Origin of the sequence: Clostridium sp. CMCC3677 (genome assembly GCF_023845585.1) — a bacterium.
Taxonomy (GTDB): Bacteria; Bacillota; Clostridia; order Clostridiales; family Clostridiaceae; genus Clostridium; species Clostridium aquiflavi.
In genome coordinates this window covers 279,684-304,209 of the sequence record NZ_JAMQHS010000003.1, presented here as the reverse complement: position 1 = coordinate 304,209, position 24,526 = coordinate 279,684, and the positions used below count along the sequence as shown (strand labels likewise).

19 protein-coding genes are annotated in these 24,526 nt (G+C 28.8%); 16 read left to right on the top strand and 3 right to left on the bottom strand.

The features are described from left to right. Nucleotides 1-13: 13 nt before the first annotated feature. From NG901_RS05270 to recJ, 3 genes are all read left to right on the top strand, one after another. Complete coding sequence (locus NG901_RS05270) at nt 14-2,923, top strand: DNA topoisomerase IV subunit A (protein ID WP_252212700.1); 2,910 nt, start codon at nt 14-16, stop codon at nt 2,921-2,923. Between the two features lie 18 nt (nt 2,924-2,941). Continuing rightward, on the top strand, nt 2,942-3,478 hold the full coding sequence (locus NG901_RS05265; RefSeq protein WP_252212699.1) for a DJ-1 family glyoxalase III: 537 nt from the start codon (nt 2,942-2,944) through the stop codon (nt 3,476-3,478). Nucleotides 3,479-3,819: 341 nt separating this feature from the next. After that, nucleotides 3,820-5,586 carry a single-stranded-DNA-specific exonuclease RecJ gene (recJ, locus tag NG901_RS05260; protein ID WP_252212698.1) on the top strand — a complete coding sequence of 589 codons (1,767 nt, stop codon included), beginning with the start codon at nt 3,820-3,822 and terminating at the stop codon, nt 5,584-5,586. A 124-nt stretch (nt 5,587-5,710) separates the two neighbouring features. On the opposite strand, the gene NG901_RS05255 is transcribed toward recJ, so the two are convergent. The 3 genes from NG901_RS05255 to NG901_RS05245 form a co-directional block, all read right to left on the bottom strand. Beyond that, nucleotides 5,711-5,899 (bottom strand): hypothetical protein, encoded by a 189-nt coding sequence (locus NG901_RS05255; RefSeq protein ID WP_252212697.1) that lies wholly within the window; start codon nt 5,897-5,899, stop codon nt 5,711-5,713. 29 nt (nt 5,900-5,928) lie between these two features. Then, nucleotides 5,929-7,224 (bottom strand): acetyl-CoA hydrolase/transferase family protein, encoded by a 1,296-nt coding sequence (locus NG901_RS05250; RefSeq protein WP_252212696.1) that lies wholly within the window; start codon nt 7,222-7,224, stop codon nt 5,929-5,931. A 671-nt stretch (nt 7,225-7,895) separates the two neighbouring features. Further along, the gene (locus NG901_RS05245; protein ID WP_252212695.1) at nt 7,896-8,093 is read right to left on the bottom strand and encodes an alpha/beta-type small acid-soluble spore protein; all 198 of its coding nucleotides are present in this window, start codon (nt 8,091-8,093) and stop codon (nt 7,896-7,898) included. Between the two features lie 412 nt (nt 8,094-8,505). On the opposite strand from NG901_RS05245, the gene murG reads away from it, so the two are divergent. The 13 genes from murG (at nt 8,506) to NG901_RS05180 (ending at nt 24,512) form a co-directional block, all read left to right on the top strand. Continuing rightward, entirely contained in the window at nt 8,506-9,579 is a 1,074-nt protein-coding gene (gene murG, locus NG901_RS05240) for an undecaprenyldiphospho-muramoylpentapeptide beta-N-acetylglucosaminyltransferase (protein WP_252212694.1), read from the top strand. A gap of 181 nt (nt 9,580-9,760) precedes the next feature. After that, nucleotides 9,761-10,186, top strand: a complete 426-nt coding sequence (locus NG901_RS05235; protein WP_252212693.1) for a flavodoxin domain-containing protein — start codon at nt 9,761-9,763, stop codon at nt 10,184-10,186. A 103-nt stretch (nt 10,187-10,289) separates the two neighbouring features. Then, complete coding sequence (nifJ, locus tag NG901_RS05230) at nt 10,290-13,793, top strand: pyruvate:ferredoxin (flavodoxin) oxidoreductase (RefSeq protein WP_252212692.1); 3,504 nt, start codon at nt 10,290-10,292, stop codon at nt 13,791-13,793. Nucleotides 13,794-14,025: 232 nt separating this feature from the next. Then, on the top strand, nt 14,026-14,385 hold the full coding sequence (locus NG901_RS05225) for a DUF1292 domain-containing protein (RefSeq protein ID WP_252212691.1): 360 nt from the start codon (nt 14,026-14,028) through the stop codon (nt 14,383-14,385). Between the two features lie 294 nt (nt 14,386-14,679). Further along, on the top strand, nt 14,680-15,873 hold the full coding sequence (locus NG901_RS05220; protein WP_252212690.1) for a pyridoxal phosphate-dependent aminotransferase: 1,194 nt from the start codon (nt 14,680-14,682) through the stop codon (nt 15,871-15,873). 223 nt (nt 15,874-16,096) lie between these two features. Beyond that, nucleotides 16,097-16,735, top strand: a complete 639-nt coding sequence (locus NG901_RS05215) for an HAD-IB family hydrolase (RefSeq protein ID WP_252212738.1) — start codon at nt 16,097-16,099, stop codon at nt 16,733-16,735. A gap of 26 nt (nt 16,736-16,761) precedes the next feature. Beyond that, entirely contained in the window at nt 16,762-17,565 is an 804-nt protein-coding gene (locus NG901_RS05210; protein WP_252212689.1) for an aminotransferase class IV, read from the top strand. 79 nt (nt 17,566-17,644) lie between these two features. After that, nucleotides 17,645-19,609, top strand: a complete 1,965-nt coding sequence (locus tag NG901_RS05205; RefSeq protein WP_252212688.1) for a flagellar assembly protein A — start codon at nt 17,645-17,647, stop codon at nt 19,607-19,609. A 14-nt stretch (nt 19,610-19,623) separates the two neighbouring features. Further along, nucleotides 19,624-20,073 (top strand): chemotaxis protein CheW, encoded by a 450-nt coding sequence (locus NG901_RS05200; protein ID WP_205449207.1) that lies wholly within the window; start codon nt 19,624-19,626, stop codon nt 20,071-20,073. A gap of 8 nt (nt 20,074-20,081) precedes the next feature. Beyond that, nucleotides 20,082-20,570: a chemotaxis protein CheD gene (locus tag NG901_RS05195; protein ID WP_205449208.1), complete on the top strand. Its 489-nt coding sequence runs from the start codon at nt 20,082-20,084 to the stop codon at nt 20,568-20,570. A 13-nt stretch (nt 20,571-20,583) separates the two neighbouring features. Then, nucleotides 20,584-21,690, top strand: coding sequence for a protein-glutamate methylesterase/protein-glutamine glutaminase (locus NG901_RS05190; RefSeq protein ID WP_205449209.1), 1,107 nt, complete (start codon nt 20,584-20,586; stop codon nt 21,688-21,690). Nucleotides 21,691-21,699: 9 nt separating this feature from the next. Continuing rightward, nucleotides 21,700-22,467 (top strand): CheR family methyltransferase, encoded by a 768-nt coding sequence (locus tag NG901_RS05185; protein ID WP_205449210.1) that lies wholly within the window; start codon nt 21,700-21,702, stop codon nt 22,465-22,467. 11 nt (nt 22,468-22,478) lie between these two features. Continuing rightward, nucleotides 22,479-24,512: a chemotaxis protein CheA gene (locus tag NG901_RS05180; protein ID WP_252212687.1), complete on the top strand. Its 2,034-nt coding sequence runs from the start codon at nt 22,479-22,481 to the stop codon at nt 24,510-24,512. Nucleotides 24,513-24,526: the final 14 nt, after the last annotated feature.

The window sequence follows — 24,526 nt, the reverse complement described above, 5'->3', positions numbered from 1 at the left end:
ATGGAGAAATATTATGGCAAAAAAAGTTCAAAGTATACCAAGAGATAATAATATAATTAAAGTACCATTAGAGGAAGCTATGCCTGAAAATTATTTGCCTTATGCTATTGAAGTAGCCAAAGAAAGAGCACTTCCAGATGTAAGAGATGGACTAAAACCAGTGCACAGAAGAATACTTTATGGAGCATATCTTCTAAAGGCTTTTCCAGATAGACCTTATTATAAGTCGGCAAGAATAGTAGGAGATATATTAGGTAAATTTCATCCACATGGAGATTCATCAGTGTATGATGCTATGACTATTTTGGCACAGAATTTTTCAACAAGAGCTCCACTAATAGATGGTCATGGAAACTGGGGATCAATTGATGGAGATAGTGCGGCAGCCATGCGTTATACAGAAGCTAGACTTGCACCTATTTCCATGGAAATGTTGAGAGATATAGATAAGGATACTGTTGACATGGTTCCAAACTATTCAGATAGTGAATTTGAACCTAAGGTATTACCAAGTAGATATCCTAACCTTTTAGTTAATGGATCATTTGGAATTGCAGTAGGTCTTGCAACTAACATTCCTCCACATAACTTAAAAGAAGTAACAGATGGAGTATTAGCATATATAGATAATAATGAAATAGATATTAAAGAATTAATGGAACATATTAAAGGACCAGATTTGCCAACAGGTGGAATATTAATAGGAAAAAATTCACTTAGATCAGCCTATGAAAGTGGTGTTGGTAAAGTAGCGTATAGAGCGAAAACTAATATCGAAAAGCTAGACAGTGGTAGAATTGGAATAGCTATTACAGAGTTCCCTTATAGAAGGAATAAAGCAAAATTACTTCAAACTATTTCTGAGATGACAGGAGATAGAAGGCACTCAAAGGCATTAGAGCTTATATCTGACATTAGAGATGAGTCTGATAGAAATGGTATACGAGCAGTAATAGAATTAAAGAAATCTGCTGATGAGGATAGTGCAAATAAGATATTAAAATACTTATTTAAAAAGACAGAACTTCAATGTAATATAAGTTTTAATATGGTTGCTTTAGCTGATGGAAAGCCTGAAACCATGAGCCTTAAAGATATGATAAGGCATTATGTAAATCATCAAAAAGAAATAGTAACAAGAAGAAGTGAAAAAGAACTTGAGGTAGCACAAAAGAGATTCCATATAGTGGAAGGATTTATTAAAGCTATAGATGTACTAGATGAAGTTATTGCAACTATAAGAAGCTCAAAATCTAAAAAAGATGCATCTAATAATTTAATTGAAAAATTTGCTTTTACAGCAGAACAAGCTCAAGCTATATTAGAATTAATGCTATATAGATTAACAGGTCTTGAAATAAAAGTTTTTGAAAAAGAATACAAAGAACTTGAAAAAATAATAAAAAGACTTGAAAAGATATTATCAAATGAAAAAGAATTATTAAAAGTTATAAAATTTGAATTAAAAGAAATAAGTGATAAATATGGGGACGAAAGAAAAACTCAAATTATAGAAGATGATGCCAAGAGTAAAATAGATATTGAAGAACTTATAATAGTTGAAGAGGTTATGATAACTTTATCTAAAGATGGATTTATAAAAAGAATACCAGTTAAAAATTATATTAGATCCAATTCTAATCCTGAGGATATAGAATATAGAGAAGGGGATAAGTTAGAATATCTAATAAGTTCAAATACTAGAGATAGTCTTCTTATCTTTACGGATAAGGGGTTTATGTATCAAGCTAAAGGAATAAATATTCCAGAATTAAAATGGAAAGAAAAAGGTGAAAGACTTGATACTATAATAAAATCTCTAAATTTAGAAAATGAAAAAATAGTTGAAGTTATATCAGTAGATAACTTTAATCCAAATAAAATTTTTAGATTTATAACTAAAAGTGGTGGAATAAAAGAAAGTTCACTAGATAAATTTGAAACATCTTATGGAAAGCTTCAAGCATTAAAATTAAGAGATCAGGATGCATTACTGAATGTTAAATTAAGAGATAGAGAAGAAAATAATGATTATTTAAATATAAAAACTAAATTAGATTTAGAGTTTACAATAGAAGTACCAGAACTTGAAAATGTACCAAGAAATATTTTACCTATTCAATTATTTAATTTATCTGTAGATGATGAAATTATTGAAGTGAATGAAAGTAAAGAAGAAGAATATTTTGAATTTAACATAGGGATTAACGATAAAAATATACTTAAGTCTTATAAGACATCAAAAGTAGATTCGAATAGAGCAAAAATAAATTCATTAAAAACCTTATTGCTATTTAGTAATAAGGGGTATATGTATAAAATACCTGGATTCTTATTGAAAAATATAATGAATGAAGATATTAAATTAGAAGTATTTACTGGAGAATTAGAAAAGAAAGAAAAGATAATAAGAATAAGTTCAATTTCTTCTTACGATAATAATTTAGCACTTTATTCTTTTAGTAAAAAGGGATTAGTAAAGAAAACTTTATTAAATGAGTTTAAAGTAAATACTCAAAAGCAGTTTTTCTATAAACTTAAGACAGAAGATGATGAGGTTATATCTGTAGATATAAATAATATAACTTTAGGAAATTTAATAATGATAACTAAGAAGGGTATGGCAATAAGATTCCCAGTTGAGAATGTTAATTCTATGGGAAAGGTTGCATCTGGAGTTACTGGCATTAGTTTAAGAGAAGAAGATGAGGTTATATTTGGAGCATATGTTTCTAAATACTTAGAGGTTAATGGAAATATGGTTATAATATCACCTAGATCACAAGAAATTTCACTTACTTCAAAGGCAAATGAGAAATTAAATATAACTGTTGAAGATATAAAGCTTCAAAATCGTGCTGGAAGAGGAACGAATGTTATGTTAATGATTGATGATGAATTGAAAGATATTATGATTGTATAATAGTAGGAGGAGAATTTTATGAAAAAGGCATGTGTATTATTAGCAGAAGGTTTCGAAGAGGTTGAGGCATTAACTATATCTGATATTATAAGAAGAGCGGATATAGTTTGTGATTTAGTTTCGATGAATAAAGAATGTGTAACTTCTTCTCATGGAGTTACAATAAAAGCAGATAAGATCTTTAAGTCTGATATGGAATATGATCTAGTAGCACTTCCGGGTGGGATGCCTGGAGCAAAAAACTTAAAAGATGATGAAAGAGTTATAGAGTTTGTTAACAAGCATGATAAACAAGGTAAAATAATAGGTGCTATCTGTGCAGCTCCTATAGTACTTGGAAAAGCAGGATTAACAAATGAAAGAAATATAACTTCATATCCTGGATTTGAAGATGAACTTATAAATTGCAACTACAAAGAAGATAATGTTGTTGTTGATGGTAATATAATAACGAGTAGAGGTCCAGCAACAGCTATAGAATTTGCTTATAAGTTAATAGAAAAGCTGGGATACGATAAGGTAGAAGAATTAGCTAAGTCTATGTTATATAAATAATATATCAGTGTATAGATTTAAATATAAGGCTCTGTTTTAAATGCGTGTTGATATATGCAATAGGTAAAGTGGCATTGTAATTGGACTTTGAGAATCCTTAATGAGTATTGTCATATTTACTGCTTGTCTCAATTTTATATTGGGAGCAAGCTAAAATGGGACTATACTCATTTTAGCATTCCTAAGTTCAATTACTCAGTCCACTTTGCTTATGCATATATCAACACTCTACTAAAACATAGCCAAATATAAACAATCCACAATTTTATCCACTTTTTAACATGAAGTTTAAGTGAAGTTGTGGATTGTTTGTTATTATTTGTAAAAGGTGAGGGGATAAAATGAAAGAAAGATGGTTTGTAAAAAATATTAAAGCCGATTATAAGAATATATCTAAAAAATATGGTATTAGTGAATTAATAACTCGATTAATGATAAATAGAAATATTGTAGAAGAGGATACGATAAAAAATTATATAAATCCTATTTATAGTAACTTTCACGATCCATATAAGATGAAGGATATAGAAAAGGCTACTAAAATATTAAAAGAAAAAATAGATTCTAAAGAGAAAATTAGAATAATTGGTGATTATGATGTTGATGGAGTAATAAGTGTTTATATATTATATACAGCGCTTAAAAAATGTGGTGCCAATGTTGATTATGAAATACCTGACAGAATAAAAGATGGTTATGGTATAAATAAAAAAATAATACTTGAAGCTAAGAATGATGAAGTAGATACTTTATTAACATGCGATAATGGGATTTCTGCAATAGAACAGATAAAATATGCTAAAAAGTTAGGTATGACAGTGATAGTAACAGATCATCATGACATTCCTTTTGTTGAAGATGAAAAAGGAGATAGAACTTTTATATCATCAGAAGCAGATTCAATAATTAATCCTAAACAAATTGAGTGTGGATATAAATTTGATAAAATATGTGGTGCTGGTGTGGCATTTAAACTAATTGAAGTTTTATATGAAAAAATTAATATTTCTAAGGAAGAACTTTATAAGCTAATAGAATTTGTTGCCATAGCAACTGTGTGTGATGTTGTAGATTTAATTGATGAAAATAGGATATTTGTTAAAAATGGATTAAAGATGATAAACAATACTACCAATTTAGGATTAAAATATTTAATGAAAGAAACTAAGATGGATGGTAAGGAAATTTCAACTTATCATTTGGGTTTTGTTATAGGACCATGTATAAATGCATCAGGAAGATTAGATTCAGCTAAAAAGGGATTACGATTATTATTATGTGAAAATGAAGAGGAAGCTTTGAGTTTAGCAAAAGAGTTAGTTGAATTAAATGATGAAAGAAAAAGCATGACTAGCGATGGTGTGGAAAGGGCTGTAGAAATTATAGAAGGCAGTACTATGAAAGATGATAAGGTATTTGTTATATATATTCCTGAAGTTCATGAAAGTTTAGCAGGAATAATAGCAGGAAGAATAAGAGAAAGATATAATGTTCCTACAATAATTCTTACAAAAGCGGAAGATGATGTAAAAGGTTCTGGAAGATCAATAGAAGAATATAATATGTTTGAAGAATTGTTAAAATGTAAGGACTTATTAAATAAGTTTGGGGGGCATCCAATGGCTGCTGGGCTGTCTTTAGAAGAAAGTAATATAGACTTACTTAGAAAAGGACTTAATAGAAATACTAAATTAACAGAAGAAGAACTTATTCCTAAAGTAACAATTGATGTACCTTTGAGATTAGAAAATATTAATTATGATATGATAAATGATTTGGAGATTTTAGAGCCTTTTGGAAAGGGAAATTCTAAACCATTGTTTGGAGCAAAAAATATCAATGCGGTAAAAGCTATGGTACTTGGACAAAATAAAAACGTATTAAAAATAAAATTGAAAACTTCCAATGGAAGAGCAATAGAATCAATTTACTTTGGGGATATTGAAGAGTTTGAAGAATATATAACTAAGAAATATAATTATGAAGAACTGCAAAAATTATATGATGGGGAATTTAATTCAATAAATTTAGATCTAATATTTTATCCAAGCATAAATGAATACAATGGAAATATAAACATTCAAATAGTTATACAAAATTATAGATAAATTTTTATTATAAAAATATAAGTGAGTAGTTTTAAGATTAGCAATATTTAAAACACAGCTATTTTACAATTGAAAATGGATAAGTAGAAAAATACATTCCTACTTATCCATCTTTATAATAAAACTAATCACCTATTACCTGACAAACATTTTCTATAAGTGACTCTGTATAAGTGTCATATAAAAAATCTATATAGCTACCATTATCAGAATATTCACTTGTTTGGAAAATTTGATATTGAATATTATTAACTTTGTCGTTAATAGAATCCAATTTGCTTAGGATTTCCTTTAATTTACTTTTATCATCCATAATTAGCACTTCCTTTACCAAATTTTATTCTACCAAATTCTATTCTTAACAGCTTCCTTCTTAAGTTCTTGTCTAAAGTCAGGGTGAGCTATAGCGATTAAGCTATCAACTCTTTCTCTAATGCTTTTTCCACGAAGGTTAGCAACTCCATATTCAGTAACAACATATTGAACATCATTTCTAGAATATGTAATAGCTGCACCCATATAATGACTAGGTACAATACTAGAAATAGTACCATTCTTAGCAGTAGAGTATAGAGCGATTATAGATTTTCCACCAGGACTCATTTGTGCACCAATTCCTGTGTCAGTTTGTCCACCAGTTCCACTGTATTGCTTAAAGCCTAAGCTTTCAGAAGCACATTGACCAGTTAAATCTACAGAAAGAGATGTGTTTATAGATGTCATCTTATTGTTTTTAGCTAAAGTATAAGGATTATTTACATAAGAGCATCTCTTCATTTCAATACAAGGATTATCATCTAAAAAGTCATATAATCTTTGAGAACCGAATGCGAAAGCACCTATGATTTTATTTTTATGAAGAGTTTTCTTACTATTATTAACAACTCCAGCTTCAAATAAATCAACTACACCTTCAGTAATCATTTCAGTGTGTATTCCTAAGTCTTTCTTTGTCATTAATGATTTAGCAACAGCATTTGGAATTCCGCCAATTCCAAGTTGAATAGTAGCACCGTCATCTACTAAGTCTGCGATATATTGACCTATTATAAAATCCTTTTCAGAAGGTTCCTTAGGAGATAATTCTGGTATTTTTTCATTACTTTCATATAAGTAATCTACTTGGCTTATATGAACTGAAGTATCTCCAAATATTCTAGGTAAATTTTTGTTTACTTCGAATATAACTACATCTGCTTTTTCTAAAGAATCTCTTTCATATACAGTAGAAAGTGATAATGAGAAGAAACCATGCTTGTCCATTGGTGTAACAGCACCAACGAATATATTAGGTGTTTTATAATCAAGTCTATTGATACCAGCATATCTAAGATGAGTTGGTATATATGAAACTAAACCTGTTGAATGAGCTTTTCTAGCTGGTCCAGCAAAAAATGTAGATTCATTTACAAAGTGTCCAGCCATACTTGGGTCTGTATGATATTTATAATCTAAAGCACTAAGCATACTAACTACACTTACATTTTCTACTCTGTCTCTTATTTCATGAAGCTTTGACATGAACAATGTTGCTTCACAAGGTCCTAATGAAGTAACTATTTCATCGTTTGATTTTACAAGTGATAAAGCTTTTTCTACAGTTATAGTTTTGTTTTTTAATTGTTCTGAATAATTCATAAAAGTATCCTCCTAGCTAATGAATGTTATTTTATTAACAAATAAATTTATAAAAAAACGTTTGCTTTTGTAGTGTAAAAGTTATCAATATCTTATATAATATTCTTATATTATATTGTTGAATACTATATAATATAAATTTAATAATAACTAATTTTCTAGTAAATATATGATATTGATTAATATGTGTTATTTATATGCTTATATTGTCATAAATAATACAGTTTTTATATTGATAATATAAAAATATAAACCTATAAACAGCAATTAAAGTTTTTATTTAACTTTATAGGTATAATATACTACATTGTTAAATAAAAAACAATACTATTTTCAGAATATTTTCAGAATTTATTTAATATTTAGATATGTTTATGAAATTTTATGGTTTCTAATAGGAATACTAATCTTTATAAAACTCCATAATGAAAGGCACAAAAGAAAATATATAATTTTTAAACTTTAAAAAATTGAGATAAATAAAAATGACATAGAAATTAGTTGATAATTGAAAGCTAGGAGTAGAGAGTAAAAGAAAAAATCTTTGATAAAATTCTAAAATATATATTTTTAGAAAATTTTTAGATTTCAAACGAAACTCTGAACTCTCAACTTTCAATTTTCAACTAACAAATGTGGTCTAGACACTTTTTTATAGGAGTGTTAAATAGTTATAGATTATTTTCATATTGTTTTACCATTCTTTTAACCATTTCTCCACCAACGCTTCCGCATTGTTTTGAACTTAGGTCTCCATTATATTCTTTAAATGGTACACCCATTTCATTAGCAACTTCATTTTTGAATTGTGCTAACTTCCCTTTAGCTTCTGGAACTATAGGATTATTATATCCGCTGTTATTATTCATATTTATCACCTCCTTTATGTCTATAGCTTGTGTAAAAAATCCGATTTTATAATATATAAATTACGGTAAATAAGGATTTGATTAGTACATATAAATAAAAAGATAGAAGATGAAATATTTTATTTAAAGGCTCTATTTTAAATGAATATATCAGCACTCTGCTAAAACATAGGCTATTTAAAAGAATTAATTTAAAATATTTCTGATGAATTATAAACAATAAGTGTATTTTTATGGTGACTAATAGGAATTAATAGTTATAATGTATAAGTAGAATTATTATAATTAAAAAGTATTATATAGAATAATGTGATTTTAAAAAGATCATGTAATATAGATTAGAAAGAACTTCAACAAACAAATTGTGGCTTAGCTACTTTTGTTCTTAGTAATAATGAAAGGATGAGTTTTGGTGTATAAATATAAAGTAATAATGACAGGTGGAGGTACTGCGGGGCATGTAACACCTAATTTAGCTTTAGTACCAGCACTTAAAGAAAATGGATTTGAAGTTAAATATATTGGAAGTAAAAATGGGATAGAAAAAGAAATAATTAAAAATAATAATATTCCATATTTTCAGATATCATCAGGAAAGTTAAGACGATATTTTGATTTAAAAAACTTTACTGATCCTTTTAAAGTGTTAAAAGGAATTAAAGATGCAAACAAAATATTAAAGAAGGAAAAGCCAGATGTAGTATTTTCAAAAGGTGGCTTTGTAGCTGTTCCAGTTGTTATAGCTGCACATTTAAGAAAAATACCAGTTGTAGCACATGAATCTGACATGACTCCAGGTCTTGCTAATAAATTAAGTGCACCTTTTTGCAGCAAACTATGTGTAACTTTTAGAGAAAGTCTTAAATTTATAAAAGATAATAAAGGAGTACTTACAGGAAGTCCTATAAGAAATGAAATCTTACATGGAAGTAGAGAAGAAGGTCTAAAGATTTGTGGATTTAAACAAGAAAAAGAAGTGCTTTTAATAATGGGTGGAAGTTTAGGATCTAAAATAATCAATGATCAAATAAGAGGCAATTTAGATTTATTGTTGAGGGATTTTAATATTATTCATATTTGTGGAAATGGGAATTTAGATAATAATTTTCTAAATAAATCTGGTTATAAACAATTTGAATACGTATCAGAAGAATTACCACATTTAATGAATACAGCTGATTATATAATATCTAGAGCTGGAGCAAATTCAATATTTGAATTTTTAGCGTTAAGAAAACCAATGCTTTTAGTACCGCTTTCTAAAAAAGCTAGCAGAGGTGATCAAATCTTAAATGCAAATTCATTTAAAAAAGAGGGATATGCTTTAGTGTTAAATGAAGAAGAACTTATAAATGATACATTATGTAATAAGATTCTAGAATTAAAATCTAATAAAAAAACTATAATTAATGCAATGAATAATATGAATGGAAAAAATAGTATTGATTTAATTATAGAAGTGATATTAAAAAGTATTAAAGGATAAAAATATTAATAGACGTAAATATTTTAATGAATAAATTGGATAATTAATCAACTTTAGATAATCAAAACTTGCAAAAAAAATTATGTGATATATAATAAAGTGTGTAAGTTAATTTATAGTACAATTATAATGTACTATAATAATGACTATTTATTGTGTGTTGGAAGGAATGGTGCTATTTATGAAAAAAGTGTCAATCATTTACTGGAGTTGTGGTGGTAGTGTAGAAATACTTGCGAATATGATTGCGGATAGCGCTGAGGAATCTGGAGCAAAGGTAACTTTAAAACATGTTGCTGATGCGACTATTAATGATGTTTTAGAAGCAGATTCTGTAGCATTTGGAAGTCCTGCAATGGACCAAGATAATATAGAAGAACAGGAAATGCAACCATTTATTGATAGTTTAAAGGGTTTATCTATTGATAATAAAAAATGTATTTTGTTTGGGAGTCATGGATGGACAAATGATATGTTTATTAAATTATGGTCTAATACAATGAAATCATATGGATTTAATTGCATTGGAGAATTGGTTGTAAAAGAATTCCCAACAAAAGAAAATTTAGAAAATGCACAATTGCTAGGTAAAAAACTTGCTAAATAATAGTGTTTATTAAGTAAGTCATCAAGACTTACTTTTATAATATAATACATTGTTAAATTTTTAATTTAACATTTTTTTAATAATAGAAAGAAGGGGTCACGCGATGAGAAAAATGAAAACTATGGATGGTAATACTGCAGCAGCTCACGTATCTTATGCGTTCACAGAAGTAACTGCAATATATCCAATAACACCATCATCACCAATGGCAGAACATGTTGATGAATGGGTTGCACAAGGAAGAAAGAATATATTTGGACAAACTGTTAAAGTAATGGAAATGCAATCAGAAGCAGGTGCTGCTGGAGCAGTTCACGGTTCTTTACAAGCTGGAGCATTAACAACTACTTACACAGCTTCACAAGGTTTATTATTAATGATACCAAATATGTACAAGATATCAGGTGAAATGTTACCAGGAGTATTCCACGTTTCAGCTAGAGCTCTAGCTACATCTTCATTAAACATATTTGGAGATCACCAAGACGTTATGGCAGCAAGACAAACTGGATTTGCAATGCTTGCTGAAGGATCAGTTCAAGAAGTTATGGATTTATCAGCAGTAGCACATTTAACTGCTATAAAATCTAGAATTCCATTCTTAAACTTCTTTGATGGTTTTAGAACTTCTCACGAAATTCAAAAAATCGAAGTATTAGAATATGATGAGTTAGCTAAATTAGTTGACATGGATTCTGTTAAAGCTTTCAGAGCAAGAGCTTTAAATCCAGATCATCCTGTAACTAGAGGTACAGCTCAAAATGCTGATATTTACTTCCAAGAAAGAGAATCAGTAAATAAATTCTACAATGAGTTACCAGATATGGTTGAAAGCTATATGGCTGAAATCACTAAAATAACTGGTAGAGAATATCATTGTTTCGACTACTATGGTGCTAAAGATGCAGACAGAGTAGTTATAGCAATGGGTTCAGTAACAGATGTAGCTGAAGAAACTGTAGATTACTTAAATGCACATGGACAAAAAGTTGGTCTTGTTAAAGTAAGACTTTACAGACCATTCTCAGTTGAAAAATTAATAGCTGCTATTCCAAGCACTGTTAAGAAAATCGCTGTTTTAGATAAGACTAAAGAACCAGGTGCTGATGGAGAACCATTATACTTAGACATTAGAAATGCATTCTACGGAAAAGAAAATGCTCCTGTTATAATTGGCGGAAGATTTGGTTTAGGATCAAAAGATCCAAATCCAGCTCATATTGCTGCTGTTTATGATAACTTAGCAAAAGCTGAACCAAAGAATGGATTTACTATAGGAATCGTTGATGATATTACAAATACTTCATTAGAAGTAACTGAAGATATAGATGCTACTCCAGAAGGAACTACAGCTTGTAAGTTCTGGGGATTAGGATCAGATGGTACTGTTGGAGCAAACAAGAGTGCTATAAAGATCATTGGAGACCATACAGACATGTATGCTCAAGGATACTTCTTCTATGATTCAAAGAAATCAGGCGGAATTACAGTATCTCACTTAAGATTTGGTAAGAAGGCAATTAAGTCTCCATACTTAATCAACAAAGCAGATTTTGTATCTTGTTCTAATCAATCATACGTTCATAAATATAACGTATTAGAAGGATTAAAACCAGGAGCAACTTTCTTATTAAATACTATCTGGACTCCAGAAGAATTAGAAGAAAAGTTACCTGCTGCATATAAGAGATTTATGGCAAACAACAATATTAAGTTCTATACTTTAAATGCTGTTGCTATAGCTCAAGAAATAGGTCTTGGCGGAAGAATCAACATGATAATGCAATCAGCTTTCTTCAAGTTAGCTAACATTATCCCAGTTGAAGATGCTGTTAAATACTTAAAAGACTCAGTTGTAACTTCTTATGGTAAGAAGGGTGAAAAAGTTGTTAATATGAACAACGCAGCAATCGATAAGGGTGTTGAATCTATCGTTGAAATCAAGATTCCAGAAGCTTGGAAGACTGTTAAAGACGAAGAAGTAGCTCCACTTAAGAATGCTTCAGAATTCGTTAAGAATATAGTTGTTCCAATGAACAGACAAGAAGGAGATTCTCTTCCAGTTTCTGCTTTCGTTGGAATGGAAGATGGTACATTTGAAGCAGGTACTGCAGCATTCGAAAAGAGAGGAATTGCAGTTAATGTTCCTGTATGGGATGCTGAAAAATGTATTCAATGTAACCAATGTTCATTAGTATGTCCACATGCTTCTATAAGACCAATATTATTAAATGAAGCAGAAAAGAATGCTGCACCTGCTGATGCAACAATAGTTGATGCTAAAGCTCTTAAGAGTGAAGAAAAATTATTCTACACTATGGGTGTTGCACCACTAGATTGTTCTGGTTGTGGAAACTGTGCTCAAATTTGTCCTGCTCCAGGAAAAGCATTAGTTATGAAACCACAAGAAAGCCAACACAATCAAATCGAAGTTTGGGATTACTTAGTAGATGAAGTATCAGCTAAAAAGAACCCAATGAACAAAAATACAGTAAAGGGTAGCCAATTTGAGCAACCATTACTTGAATTCTCAGGAGCTTGTGCTGGTTGTGGAGAAACTCCATACGCTAAGCTTATAACTCAATTATTTGGAGATAGAATGATGATCGCTAATGCAACTGGATGTTCATCAATCTGGGGTGGATCTGCACCTTCAACTCCATATACTAAGAATAAAGAAGGACATGGTCCAGCTTGGGCTAACTCATTATTCGAAGATAATGCTGAATATGGATTAGGTATGTTCTTAGGAGTTAGAGCTATAAGAGAAAGAATCCAAGAAAGAGCAGAAGCTGCTATAGCTGCCAATGATCCAGCTAAAGCTGAATTACAAGATTGGTTAGATAACATGAACGAAGGTGCTGGAACTAGAGATAGAGCTACTAAATTAGTTGCTGCTTTAGAAAAATCTGGTACAGAAGCTGCTAAAGAAATTTTAGCTGAAAAAGACTACTTCGTTAAGAGATCTCAATGGATCTTCGGAGGAGACGGTTGGGCTTACGACATCGGATACGGTGGAGTTGACCACGTACTTGCTTCAGGAGAAGATGTAAATGTATTTGTATTTGATACAGAAGTTTACTCAAACACAGGTGGACAATCTTCTAAATCTACACCAACAGCTGCAATAGCTAAATTTGCTGCTGCAGGTAAGAGAACTAAGAAGAAAGACCTTGGAATGATGGCTATGACTTACGGTTACGTATATGTAGCTCAAATCAATATGGGAGCTGATAGAAATCAAGTTCTTAAAGCTATTGCAGAAGCAGAAGCTTACAAGGGACCATCATTAATCATAGCTTACGCTCCATGTATAAACCATGGAATTAAGCTTGGTATGAGTAACAGCCAATTAGAAGCTAAGAGAGCAACTGAATGTGGATACTGGGCAATGTACAGATTCAACCCAGAATTAAAGGGAACTAAGAACCCATTCACATTAGATTCTAAAGCTCCAACTGCTGACTTTAAAGAATTCTTAATGGGTGAAGTAAGATACGCTTCACTTGCTAAAGCATTCCCAGAAGCTGCAGAAGCATTATTTGAAAAGACTTACACTGATGCAATGGAAAGATTAGAAGGATACAAGAAATTAGCTGAACAATAGAATTATGTTTAGTAAGTTTTAATAAAAAAGGGTGACCATAAGAAATGGTCATCCTTTTTTTGTGTTTACCCCTGGGGTGTAAAATTTTACAGGTACAAGTTTAAATTGTGCTTAATAATAAAAAATAGCTAAAAAATAAATAATTTTTATTTGGGGTTTTAATTTTAGTCATTTAAGGGTAGAATTAGTATGGAAGAAAGCAACAGTTGTTAGCAAGGAGGATAATTAAATTATGGATAAAGATTTAGAAAAATGTGGATGTGGAGAACACGACACTTGTGGATGCGGTGGACACGATCATGATCATGAAGGTTGTGGATGTGGAGACCATGATCATGAAGGCTGTGGATGCGGATGTGGAGAAGAAGAATCTTTCGTTGTAGATTTAGAAGACGATAACGGAAATGTAGTTTCATGTCCAATCGTTGATGCATTCGAAGTTGAAGGAAAAGAATACGTATTAGCTGAAAATGCTGAAGATGGTTCAATGTATCTTTTTAGAGTTGATGGAGAAGAACTTGTAGTTCCTGACGAAGAAGAATTCGACAGAGTATCAGCTTATTATCAAGAATCAGTAGGATCAGAAGAATAAGTCACATTTAAAAAAATAATACCTCAGTATACGTGTATATTTGATCTATTATTTTCTTATATGTTCCTATAATATTTTTATAGACTTTAGTAACATTACTAAAGTCTATTTTATTATTTAGAGAATTAATATTACATGCACTGCGTTTAGAAAGGGTGTATGGCTAAAAGAACCGACGAATCTAAAGTCGCTTTGACGATTTTTTTAATTTACAACTCAAAGTATTAATGTTATATTTTATTGTATATAATATTAATACTAATGCATAATATGTAATAAATGGGGGAAAGAAAAATGGAACTATCTAAAAAAGCAGAAAATATTAGTCCATCAATTACTTTGGAAATTACAGCAAAAGCAAAGGCATTAAAAAATGAGGGCGTAGATGTGGTTAGTTTTGGAGCAGGAGAACCTGATTTCAATACACCACAAAATATTATCAATGCTGCTATAAAAGCTATGGAGGAAGGTAAAACAAAGTATACTCCAGCAGGTGGAATATTAGAATTAAAAGAAGTTATTTGTGAAAAGTTTAAGAAAGATAATAATTTAGAATATAAACCAAGTCAAATAACTATATCTACAGGTGCAAAACAATGTTTAGCTAATGTATTTATGGCAATTTTAAATCCTGGAGACGAAGTGCTTATTCCTGTACCTTATTGGGTAAGCTATCCTGAACTTGTTAAATTAGCAGATGGAGTCCCCGTTTTTGTAGAGACTATAAAAGAAAACAATTATAAATATACAATAGAAGATTTAGAAAAATGTGTTACTAGTAAGACAAAAGCAATATTATTAAATAGTCCTAATAATCCAACAGGAACTATTTATCATGAAGAAGAACTTAAAGAAATTGCGGATTTTGCTAAAAGACATGATTTATTTATAATTTCAGATGAAATATATGAAAAATTAATATATGATAATGAAGAACATATAAGTATAGCAAGTTTAAATGAAGATTCATATAAAAGAACAATAGTTATAAATGGAGTATCAAAAACATATGCTATGACAGGTTGGAGACTAGGATATGTTGCTGCTGATGAAAAAATAACTAAACTTATGACTAGTATTCAAAGTCATATGACATCAAATGTTAACTCTATAACTCAATATGCTTCAATAGAAGCTCTTACTGGTTCTGAAGAAGAAGTAGATAAGATGGTGAAGGAGTTTGAGAGTAGAAGAAACTTTATGCTAGATAAATTAAGCAAAATAGATGAGCTTTCAATTTTAAGACCGAATGGTGCATTTTATATAATGGTTAATATAGAAAAATATTTAAATACCACTTTTAAAGGGCATAATATAATTAATTCAGTTGAATTTTCAAAGGTACTTTTAGAAGAAGAAAAAGTGGCTGTTATACCAGGTAGTGGATTTGGATTAGAAAATTATATAAGACTATCATATGCAACATCAATGGATATAATAGAAAAGGGGATAGATAGATTATCTATATTCTTAAGTAAAATAAAGTAGATAGATTTTAATATAGTAATATTTAAAAAAACCTCTTGTTGAAAACATGGGGTTTTTTTGAAGAAAATTATTATATAGAATCTTTCTAGGCTAAAGGGGTGATAAAATCTAAGATTATAGAGGGGTGGAATTAAGAGGTGAGAACTATCAACTCTTAGCTCTTAACTTTAAACTAACAAAGCGTGTTTTATAGCAATTATAATTAAGGAGAAAGAATTTGGATATGAAAAAAATTGCAATTTTTGATATAGATTATACAATTACAAAAAAAGAAACACTTATGGAGTTTTTTAAGTATTATATAAAGAAAGATATAAAGGCTATTAGATTTTTACCAAGAGCACTATACTGTGGAATAATGTATTTATTGAAATTTTATGATGAAAAAATGGTGAAAGAGAAGTTCTTAAAGTTTATAGATGGAATAAGTGAAGATGAATTAGATAAAGTTGTTGAAAGTTTTTATACAGAAAAACTAAGCAATCTTTTATATAGTGATGCTATGGATATGATGAAAAAACTTAAATCTGAAGGGTATGATATATATTTAATATCAGCATCACCTGAATTTTATATAAATAAATTTTATAGTGTTAAAGAAGTGGATAGAGTAATAGGAACTAAATTTAAATTTAGTGATGGAAAGTTCTTAAGGCAAATGGATGGATTTAACTGTAAAGGTGAAGAAAAGGTAAGAAGATTAAAAGAGGTACTTAAAGAAGAAAAAATAGATGTGGATTTTAAAGAGTCATATATGTTTTCAGATTCATTATCAGATAAACCACTTTTAGATTTGGTTGGAAAGCCATATCTGATTAATTATAAGAAAAATCATGATATAGAAATATTAAGGTGGAAATAATTTCCGGTATAGAAGGGGCATGTAGTATGGAAGCAATTAATAAATTTTTTGTTGAAAACTCTAAGATAAAAGGAATAAATAGTTTAAAAGATATTGAAACATCAGGAAAAGTGATATATGAAGTTCTAAGAATAATCCATGGAAAGCCATTATTTTTAGAAAATCATTTATTGAGAATGGAGAACTCATTTAAACTTATAAATGTTGATTGTTGTTTAGAAAATTTTAAAATAAGAAAAGATATAGAAAATTTAGTTAGAGAAAATGAGAAATTAGAGGGGAATGTAAAAATCACCTATAATGTAAATGAAAAAGTAATGAGAATATTCTTTATTAATCATTCATATCCAAATGAAAAAATGTATCAAAATGGAGTAAAAACTATTTTATATTTTGGTGAAAGAGATAATCCAAATGCAAAAATAGTTAATTTAAGCTTTAGAGAAAAAGTAAATATTAAAATAAAAGAAAGTAATGCGTATGAGGCTATATTAGTCGACAGAAATGGATATATAACTGAAGGCAGTAAATCAAATATATTTATGATAAAGGATGATGTTTTATTAACATCACCAGTTAAAGCAGTGTTACCTGGAGTAACTAGAGGAGAAATAATAGATATAGCTATTGAAAATGGCATAAAGGTAGAAGAGGTGAGTTATAAATACTCTGATATAAAAAAGTTAGATGGTATGTTTATATCAGGAACATCTCCAAAAATATTGCCAATAAATCAAGTTGATTCAATAAAGATAAAAAATAATGAAATTATTAACAAGCTGATTAAATATTATAATAATAAGATTATTAGTTACATTAAAAGTAATTAATTACAGTGTATTATATATAAAATTATTTTCCTATATGATATACTAAAAAAAAGATTATTTTTTATAGGGGTTGAATTTTATGAGTTTAATATTTTCAGCTACAACATTAGAAGGATGTCTTGAAAAAGCATCAAATGAATTAAAAGTACCAAAAGAGTGCTTAGAATATACTATTATTGCTCAAAAAAATATTTTTTTTAAGAAAAAAGTAAAAATAGAAGTTTCTAAAGTTAATGAAATTAATAAAATTAATAAAATTAATGACTTAACAGTAGATGAAAAATTGAGTAATAAAGAAAATGAAACTCATAAAGGGATAAAAGTAGAAAATGGGGAAATAATAATTGAAAACTTAGACTATGAATCTAATGAAACTGTAATGATACATCCATGTAATGGAATTAAACTTTTAATAAATGGAGAAGAATGTACATCAAAAACAGCAGTTACTGCTTTAGATAATATAGAAGTTAAATATGTGACAAAAGAAAGTAGTAGAAAAATAGATATAACTACTTCAGAAGAGAAAATGGAAGCATATATAACAATAAATTATTTTCCTGAATATTCCTTTGAGTTAGTCGATAAATCATGTTGTAGAGATCTTAAATTAGAAACAAAAAAGAAAAAAGGTGAATATCCACCTAAATATACCTATGATGAACTATTAACAATTTTAAAAGAGAATAATATTGTTTATGGATTACTAAATGATAGAATAAAGGAAATAAGTAAAGATGATTGCGTTAGCAATGAATTAATTGCTCAAGGTGATAAAGTTGTAGAAGATATTCCTGATACAGTTAAAGTATTTTTTGAAAGTGATAAAAAGAAAATTTTAAAAGATGAAAATGCAAAGATAGATTATAGAAATATGTATTCAATATCTAATATAAGCGCTGGACAGATACTAGCAGAAAAAGTAGAAGGGATACAAGGTAAAGATGGAAAGAATATCTTTGGAAAAGAAATCAAGAGAAAAACAACGAAAAAAATAAATATAAAAATTGGTTCTGGATGTAAGCTAGAGGAGAACAAAGTTATTTCAACAATAGAAGGAAGACCATCATGTAAATCTGGAGTTTACAGTGTCAATAAAATATATGAATTAAAAGATGTAGATATAAAAACTGGGAACATAGATTTTATTGGAGATGTTGAAATAAGTGGAAGCATAAAGAGTGGAACGCAAGTAAAAGCAGGAAATTCAGTAACAGTAAGAAAAAATGTAGAAGAAGCGACTATCATAGCAAGTGGACAAGTTAACATATATGCCAATATACTGAATTCAAAAGTAAGTGCAGGCGCAAATGATATTGATAAAAAAAAGCATTTAGAAATATTAAAACAGTACGATAGTATAATAGAGTCTTTAATTAGTTACACAAAACAAATAAAAGATAAGAATATTTTAGATAATAATCAATCAGATGGAGAAATTATTAAAATATTAATAGAAAGCAAATTTAAAAATATTCCTAGATTATCAATGCTTATAGTAAGTTTTGAGAAAAATAATAGCTCAACTGATAATGATATGATAGCTTTTATTAGAAAAAAAATTCTAGGATTAGGTCCTATAAAAATAAAAAAATATTCTGAGCTTTATGAGCTGAAAGATATGATAGTAAATGAAATAGAAGTATTAGAAGAAGAAATAGTTATTCCAGTAGATGTGTATATGGACTATGCTCAAGACTCTACAATAGAAGCATCTGGTAGTATATTTATAACTGGAAAAGGACAATATGTATCGAAAATAACATCTTTAAACAGTATTGAATTTACACAAGCTGGAGCAGTGTGTAGGGGTGGAATACTACATGCCAAAGATGAAATTAAGTTAAAGACTGTTGGAAGTATAGCTGGCGTACTTACTAGGTTAGAAGTATCTAAAAAAGGAGTTATAACAGCAGATATAGCATATCAAAATACAGTTTTTTGTTTTGGTGAAAAACAATTTACATTAGATGTAGCATCAAAAAATGTAAAAGCGTATTTAGGAAAAGATGGAATGATAGTAGTAGATAAATTTCTATTGTAGGAGGTCAAGGTATAATGTCAATGAATGAAATGAAGATATTAATATTTGGTTTGAATAATGAATATTATGCTTCTGATATAAAAGATATAGAAAGAATTTTAGGATATGAAGAACCAACAATTCTTCCAGATTCACCTAGATTTGTAAAAGGGGTTATTAATTATCAAGAAAGCATATTACCTATAATAAGCTTATCAACAAAGTTTAATCTAGGAAATGATGAACAATCAGAAGAAAAAAAAATAATAGTTGTAAAAAAAGACAATAACAAGTTTGGAATAATTGTAGAAAATGTTTATGAAGTAAAAGATATTGATAGTAAATTAATAGAGGTTTCTCCTGAAATAACAACTACATTATCAAGAAGTTATATTAATGGTTTGATAAGATTAGATAAGAATATAGTAATACTTTTAGATGTAGATAAAATTTTATCTATAGAGGAAGAACAAAGTATATTTTAGGGGGTAAAATGGAGAATACAGACGTTAAAGTTGGAATAGCAGATTTAAATCTAGTATCTTCACCAGGTAAAATAATGACAATAGGCTTAGGCTCATGCATAGGGATAGCATTATATGATAGAAGAAGCAAGCTAGCAGGATTATCTCATATAATGCTTCCTGATAGCACACAATTTAAAAATGTGACAAATCCAATGAAATTTGCTGATTTAGCAATTCCGTTGTTAATAAAAAAAATGGAAGCAAAAGGTTGTCAAAAGAGGAATTTAATAGCTAAAATAGCTGGTGGAGCTTCTATGTTTAGTTTTTCAGACAAAAGTATGGTTGGTGACATAGGAAAGAGAAATATACAAGCTGTAAAGAAATCATTAAGTGAAGAAAGAATTCAAATAATTGCCGAAGATGTAGGCGGAAACAAAGGAAGAACCATGATTTTAGATGCTTTAGATGGCAAAGTTACACTAAAAATAGTGGGGATAGGAATTGTGGAATTATAAAGAGGTGAATACATTGAGTAAAATAAAAGTTATAGTTGTTGATGACTCTGCTTTCATGAGAAAAATGATATCAGAAATAATAGAAGAAGACAATGAAATAGAAGTTGTAGCTAAATTAAGAAACGGAAAAGAACTTATTGAAAAAGTTGATAAGTTTAATCCAGATATTATAACATTGGATTTAGAAATGCCTGAAATGGATGGATTAGAAACATTAAAAGAATTACATAAAAAAAATAAGAACTATTCAATAATAATGTTAAGTAGTTTGACAACAAAAGGTTCAGAAAAAACAATGGAATGTTTAGAAAATGGAGCAATTGATTTTGTTACTAAACCATCAGGAAGTATATCTTTAGACATAAGAAAAGTTCAAGAAAATCTTATTGAAAAAATTAAGAGTATATCTAAAAGAGGTATAAGAATTAGAACAAGCAATAAATCAATAGATACTTCTAAGACTATAATAAAAAATACTAATTTGTATAACGACACAAAAGTAAAAGATTTTAAAAAATCTGAACATATAAATATGGTTACAATTAAAAATAAGAGAATTGATGCTATTGTTATTGGTGCATCTACTGGTGGTCCTAAGGCACTTCAACAATTATTAACTAAGTTTGAAGCAAATATTGGAGTACCAATATTTGTTGTTCAACATATGCCACAAGGATTCACAAAAGCTTTTTCTGAGAGATTAGATAAGATATGTAATCTTAAAGTCGTAGAGGGTGAAGAAGGCTTAAAAATAGAAAGTAATGTGATATATATTGCTAAGGGTGGTTATCATATGACCGTTGGTACAGATGGGAAAATTCATCTTAATGAGGAAGATCCAATATGGGGAGTTAGACCAGCTGTAGATAAACTTTTTGATTCAGCTATAAAAGCATACAGAGGTAATTTAATATCTGTAGTTTTAACAGGAATGGGTAGAGATGGAGCTAAAGGTACAAGCAATATAAAAGATTATGGTGGAATTACAATATCAGAAGATGAATCAACTTGTACTATTTACGGAATGCCTAAAGCTGCATTTGAAACAGGTAAAGTAGATTTAGTTTTACCACTTAATAATATATGTGATGAAGTAACTAAAATTGTAAAAAAACGTTAGGAGGAAAGTATGGATTTTAATGGTTTTCATAAATGGGTTCATAAAGAATTAGGTATAAATTTATCAGCATATAAACCAGATCAACTTAATAGAAGAATTGATAGTTTGATGAGTAGAGTTGGAATTAAATCTTTGGATGAATACACTAAAGTTATAAAAAGTGATCCAGTTCAAAGACAAAAGTTTTTAGATTTTATAACAATAAATGTTACAGAGTTTTTTAGAAATCCAGAATTATTTGATGATTTAGAAAATAGAATAACAAAAGATTTATTACCTAATAATCCTAATTTAAAAATTTGGAGTGCTGCATGTTCAATTGGTTGTGAACCTTATACTATCTCAATGATGTTAGATAAAATAGCGCCAAGAGGGAGACACAACATAATTGCTACAGATATAGATAATACAATTTTATCTAAAGCTAAAATAGGTGAATATACTAATAATGAAATAAAAAACATTAAAAATCAGGATTTAAGTAAATATTTTGAGAATAAGGGCGATAAATACTATATAAGTAATAAAATCAAATCAATGGTTACTTTTAAGAAGCATGATTTGATTTTAGATAGATATGATACTAACTTTGATTTAATAATCTGTAGAAATGTTGTTATTTATTTTAATAATGATACTAAAGAGAATATTTATAGAAGATTTAGTAATTCATTAAAAAAAGGTGGACTTTTATTTGTTGGTGCTACTGAAAGCATTTATAATTATAAAGAATATGGTTTTGAAAAAGCATCTACCTTTATTTATAAAAAGATATAAGGAGGGATAATATGGATACATCTCAATATATGACTATGTTTTTAGAAGAATCTTTAGATAATCTTCAAACTTTGAATGAATCACTTTTAGATTTAGAACAAAATCCAGAAGACAATGATAAGGTTAATGAAATATTTAGAGTAGCACATACAATTAAAGGTATGGCTGCCACTATGGGATTTAATGATGTTGCAGAGTTAACTCATAAAATGGAAGATGTATTAGCTAAATTTAGAGATGGAGAGTTAAATGTAACTCAACAAGTTGTAACTGTGCTATTTGATTGCTTAGATACATTAGAAAGAATGATAGATAATATTCAAAGTTCTTCAGAAGAAAGTGTAGATATAGAAGATATTATAAAAGCACTAGAAAATATATCAATTAAAAAAGAAACTGAAAATGTAGAAATTTCAACAGAAGTTGAAATTAAAGATATTGTTGATAAGGACTCTTCGTTTGAATTAAATGAATATGATTTATCAGTAATTAAACAAGCAAAAGAAAAAGAATTCAATGTAATGGAAGTAAAAATCAAGATAAATGAACATACACTACTTAAATCAGCAAGAGCTTTTTTAATTGTAAAAGATCTTGAAGATCATGGTGAAATTTTAAAATCAAAGCCTTCAACTGAGGAAATAGAAAATGAAGACTTTGATTTAGATTTAAGCTTTATCTTAGTAACACATAATACAATTGAAGAAATAACTAACATAGTAACTAATATATCAGAAGTTGAAAAAGTTGAAGTTTCTATGGTGGAAATCAATAATGAGGTTTTAGCTAAAGAAATAGAAGAAAATGAACAAAAAAAATCTGAACCTATAACTCAAGAAGTTAAGGAAAATAAACCAGCACCTAAAGCTGAAAGTAGAGCAAAGAAAACAAATTCAGTTAAAAAAGATTCTAAAAAAGCTCATCAATCAGTAAGAGTTGATTTAGTAAGAATTGACAACTTAATGAATATGGTTTCAGAGCTTGTTATTTATAGGACAAGGCTTGAACAAATAGTAATGGATCATAAATCACCAGAATTAAATGAGACATTAGAACAAGTGGGAAGAACAACTTCTGATCTTCAAGATTTAGTTATGAAAATTAGAATGCTTCCATTAGATACTGTATTTAATAGATTCCCAAGAATGATAAGAGATGTCTCAATAGAATTAGATAAGGAGATAAACTTTATCATAGAGGGTGCTGAAACTGAATTAGATAGAACTGTTATAGATGAAATTGGTGAACCATTAATACATTTATTAAGAAATGCTGCAGATCATGGTGTTGAATCTAAAGAAGATAGAATTGCAGCAGGAAAAAATCCAGTTGGTACAGTTAAATTAGTTGCTTATCAAGAAGGAACTAAAGCACTTATAAAAGTAGTAGATGACGGTGCTGGAATAAATGTTGAAAGAGTAAAAGCTAAAGCAGAAGAAAAGGGAATAAATACTGAAGGATTGTCAGACAATGATATTAAGAATTTAATCTTTGCTCAAGGTTTTAGTACTAATGAAGTTGTTACAGATATATCTGGAAGAGGAGTTGGAATGGATGTTGTTAAAACAAAGATTTCATCTCTAGGTGGTACAGTAGATGTATTTAGTAAAGAGGGTGAAGGCTCAACATTTGTAATAAAACTTCCGTTAACATTACAAATAATACAAGCTTTACTTGTAAAGATAGGGGAAGAAACTCTTGCCATATCTTTAGGATTTATTGATAGGGTAATAGATTATAAAGAAGAAAATATAAAGACAAGTAATGGAAGAGAAGTTATAATTTATAGAGAAAATGTAATTCCGTTAGTAAGACTTAATGAAACATTAGATATTGAGGCTGGTGAAACTGAAAAGAAATTTGTTATAATAGTAAACGTTGGTGATAAAACTATAGGTTTACTAGTAGACTCATTACTTGGTCAACAAGAAATCGTAATTAAGCCTCTTGGTGAAACATTAAAGGGATTAGATCAGTACATTGGAGCAACTATATTAGGTAATGGCCTAGTTACTTTAATATTAGATGTGGGAGCATTATTATAGTATAATTTTATAGG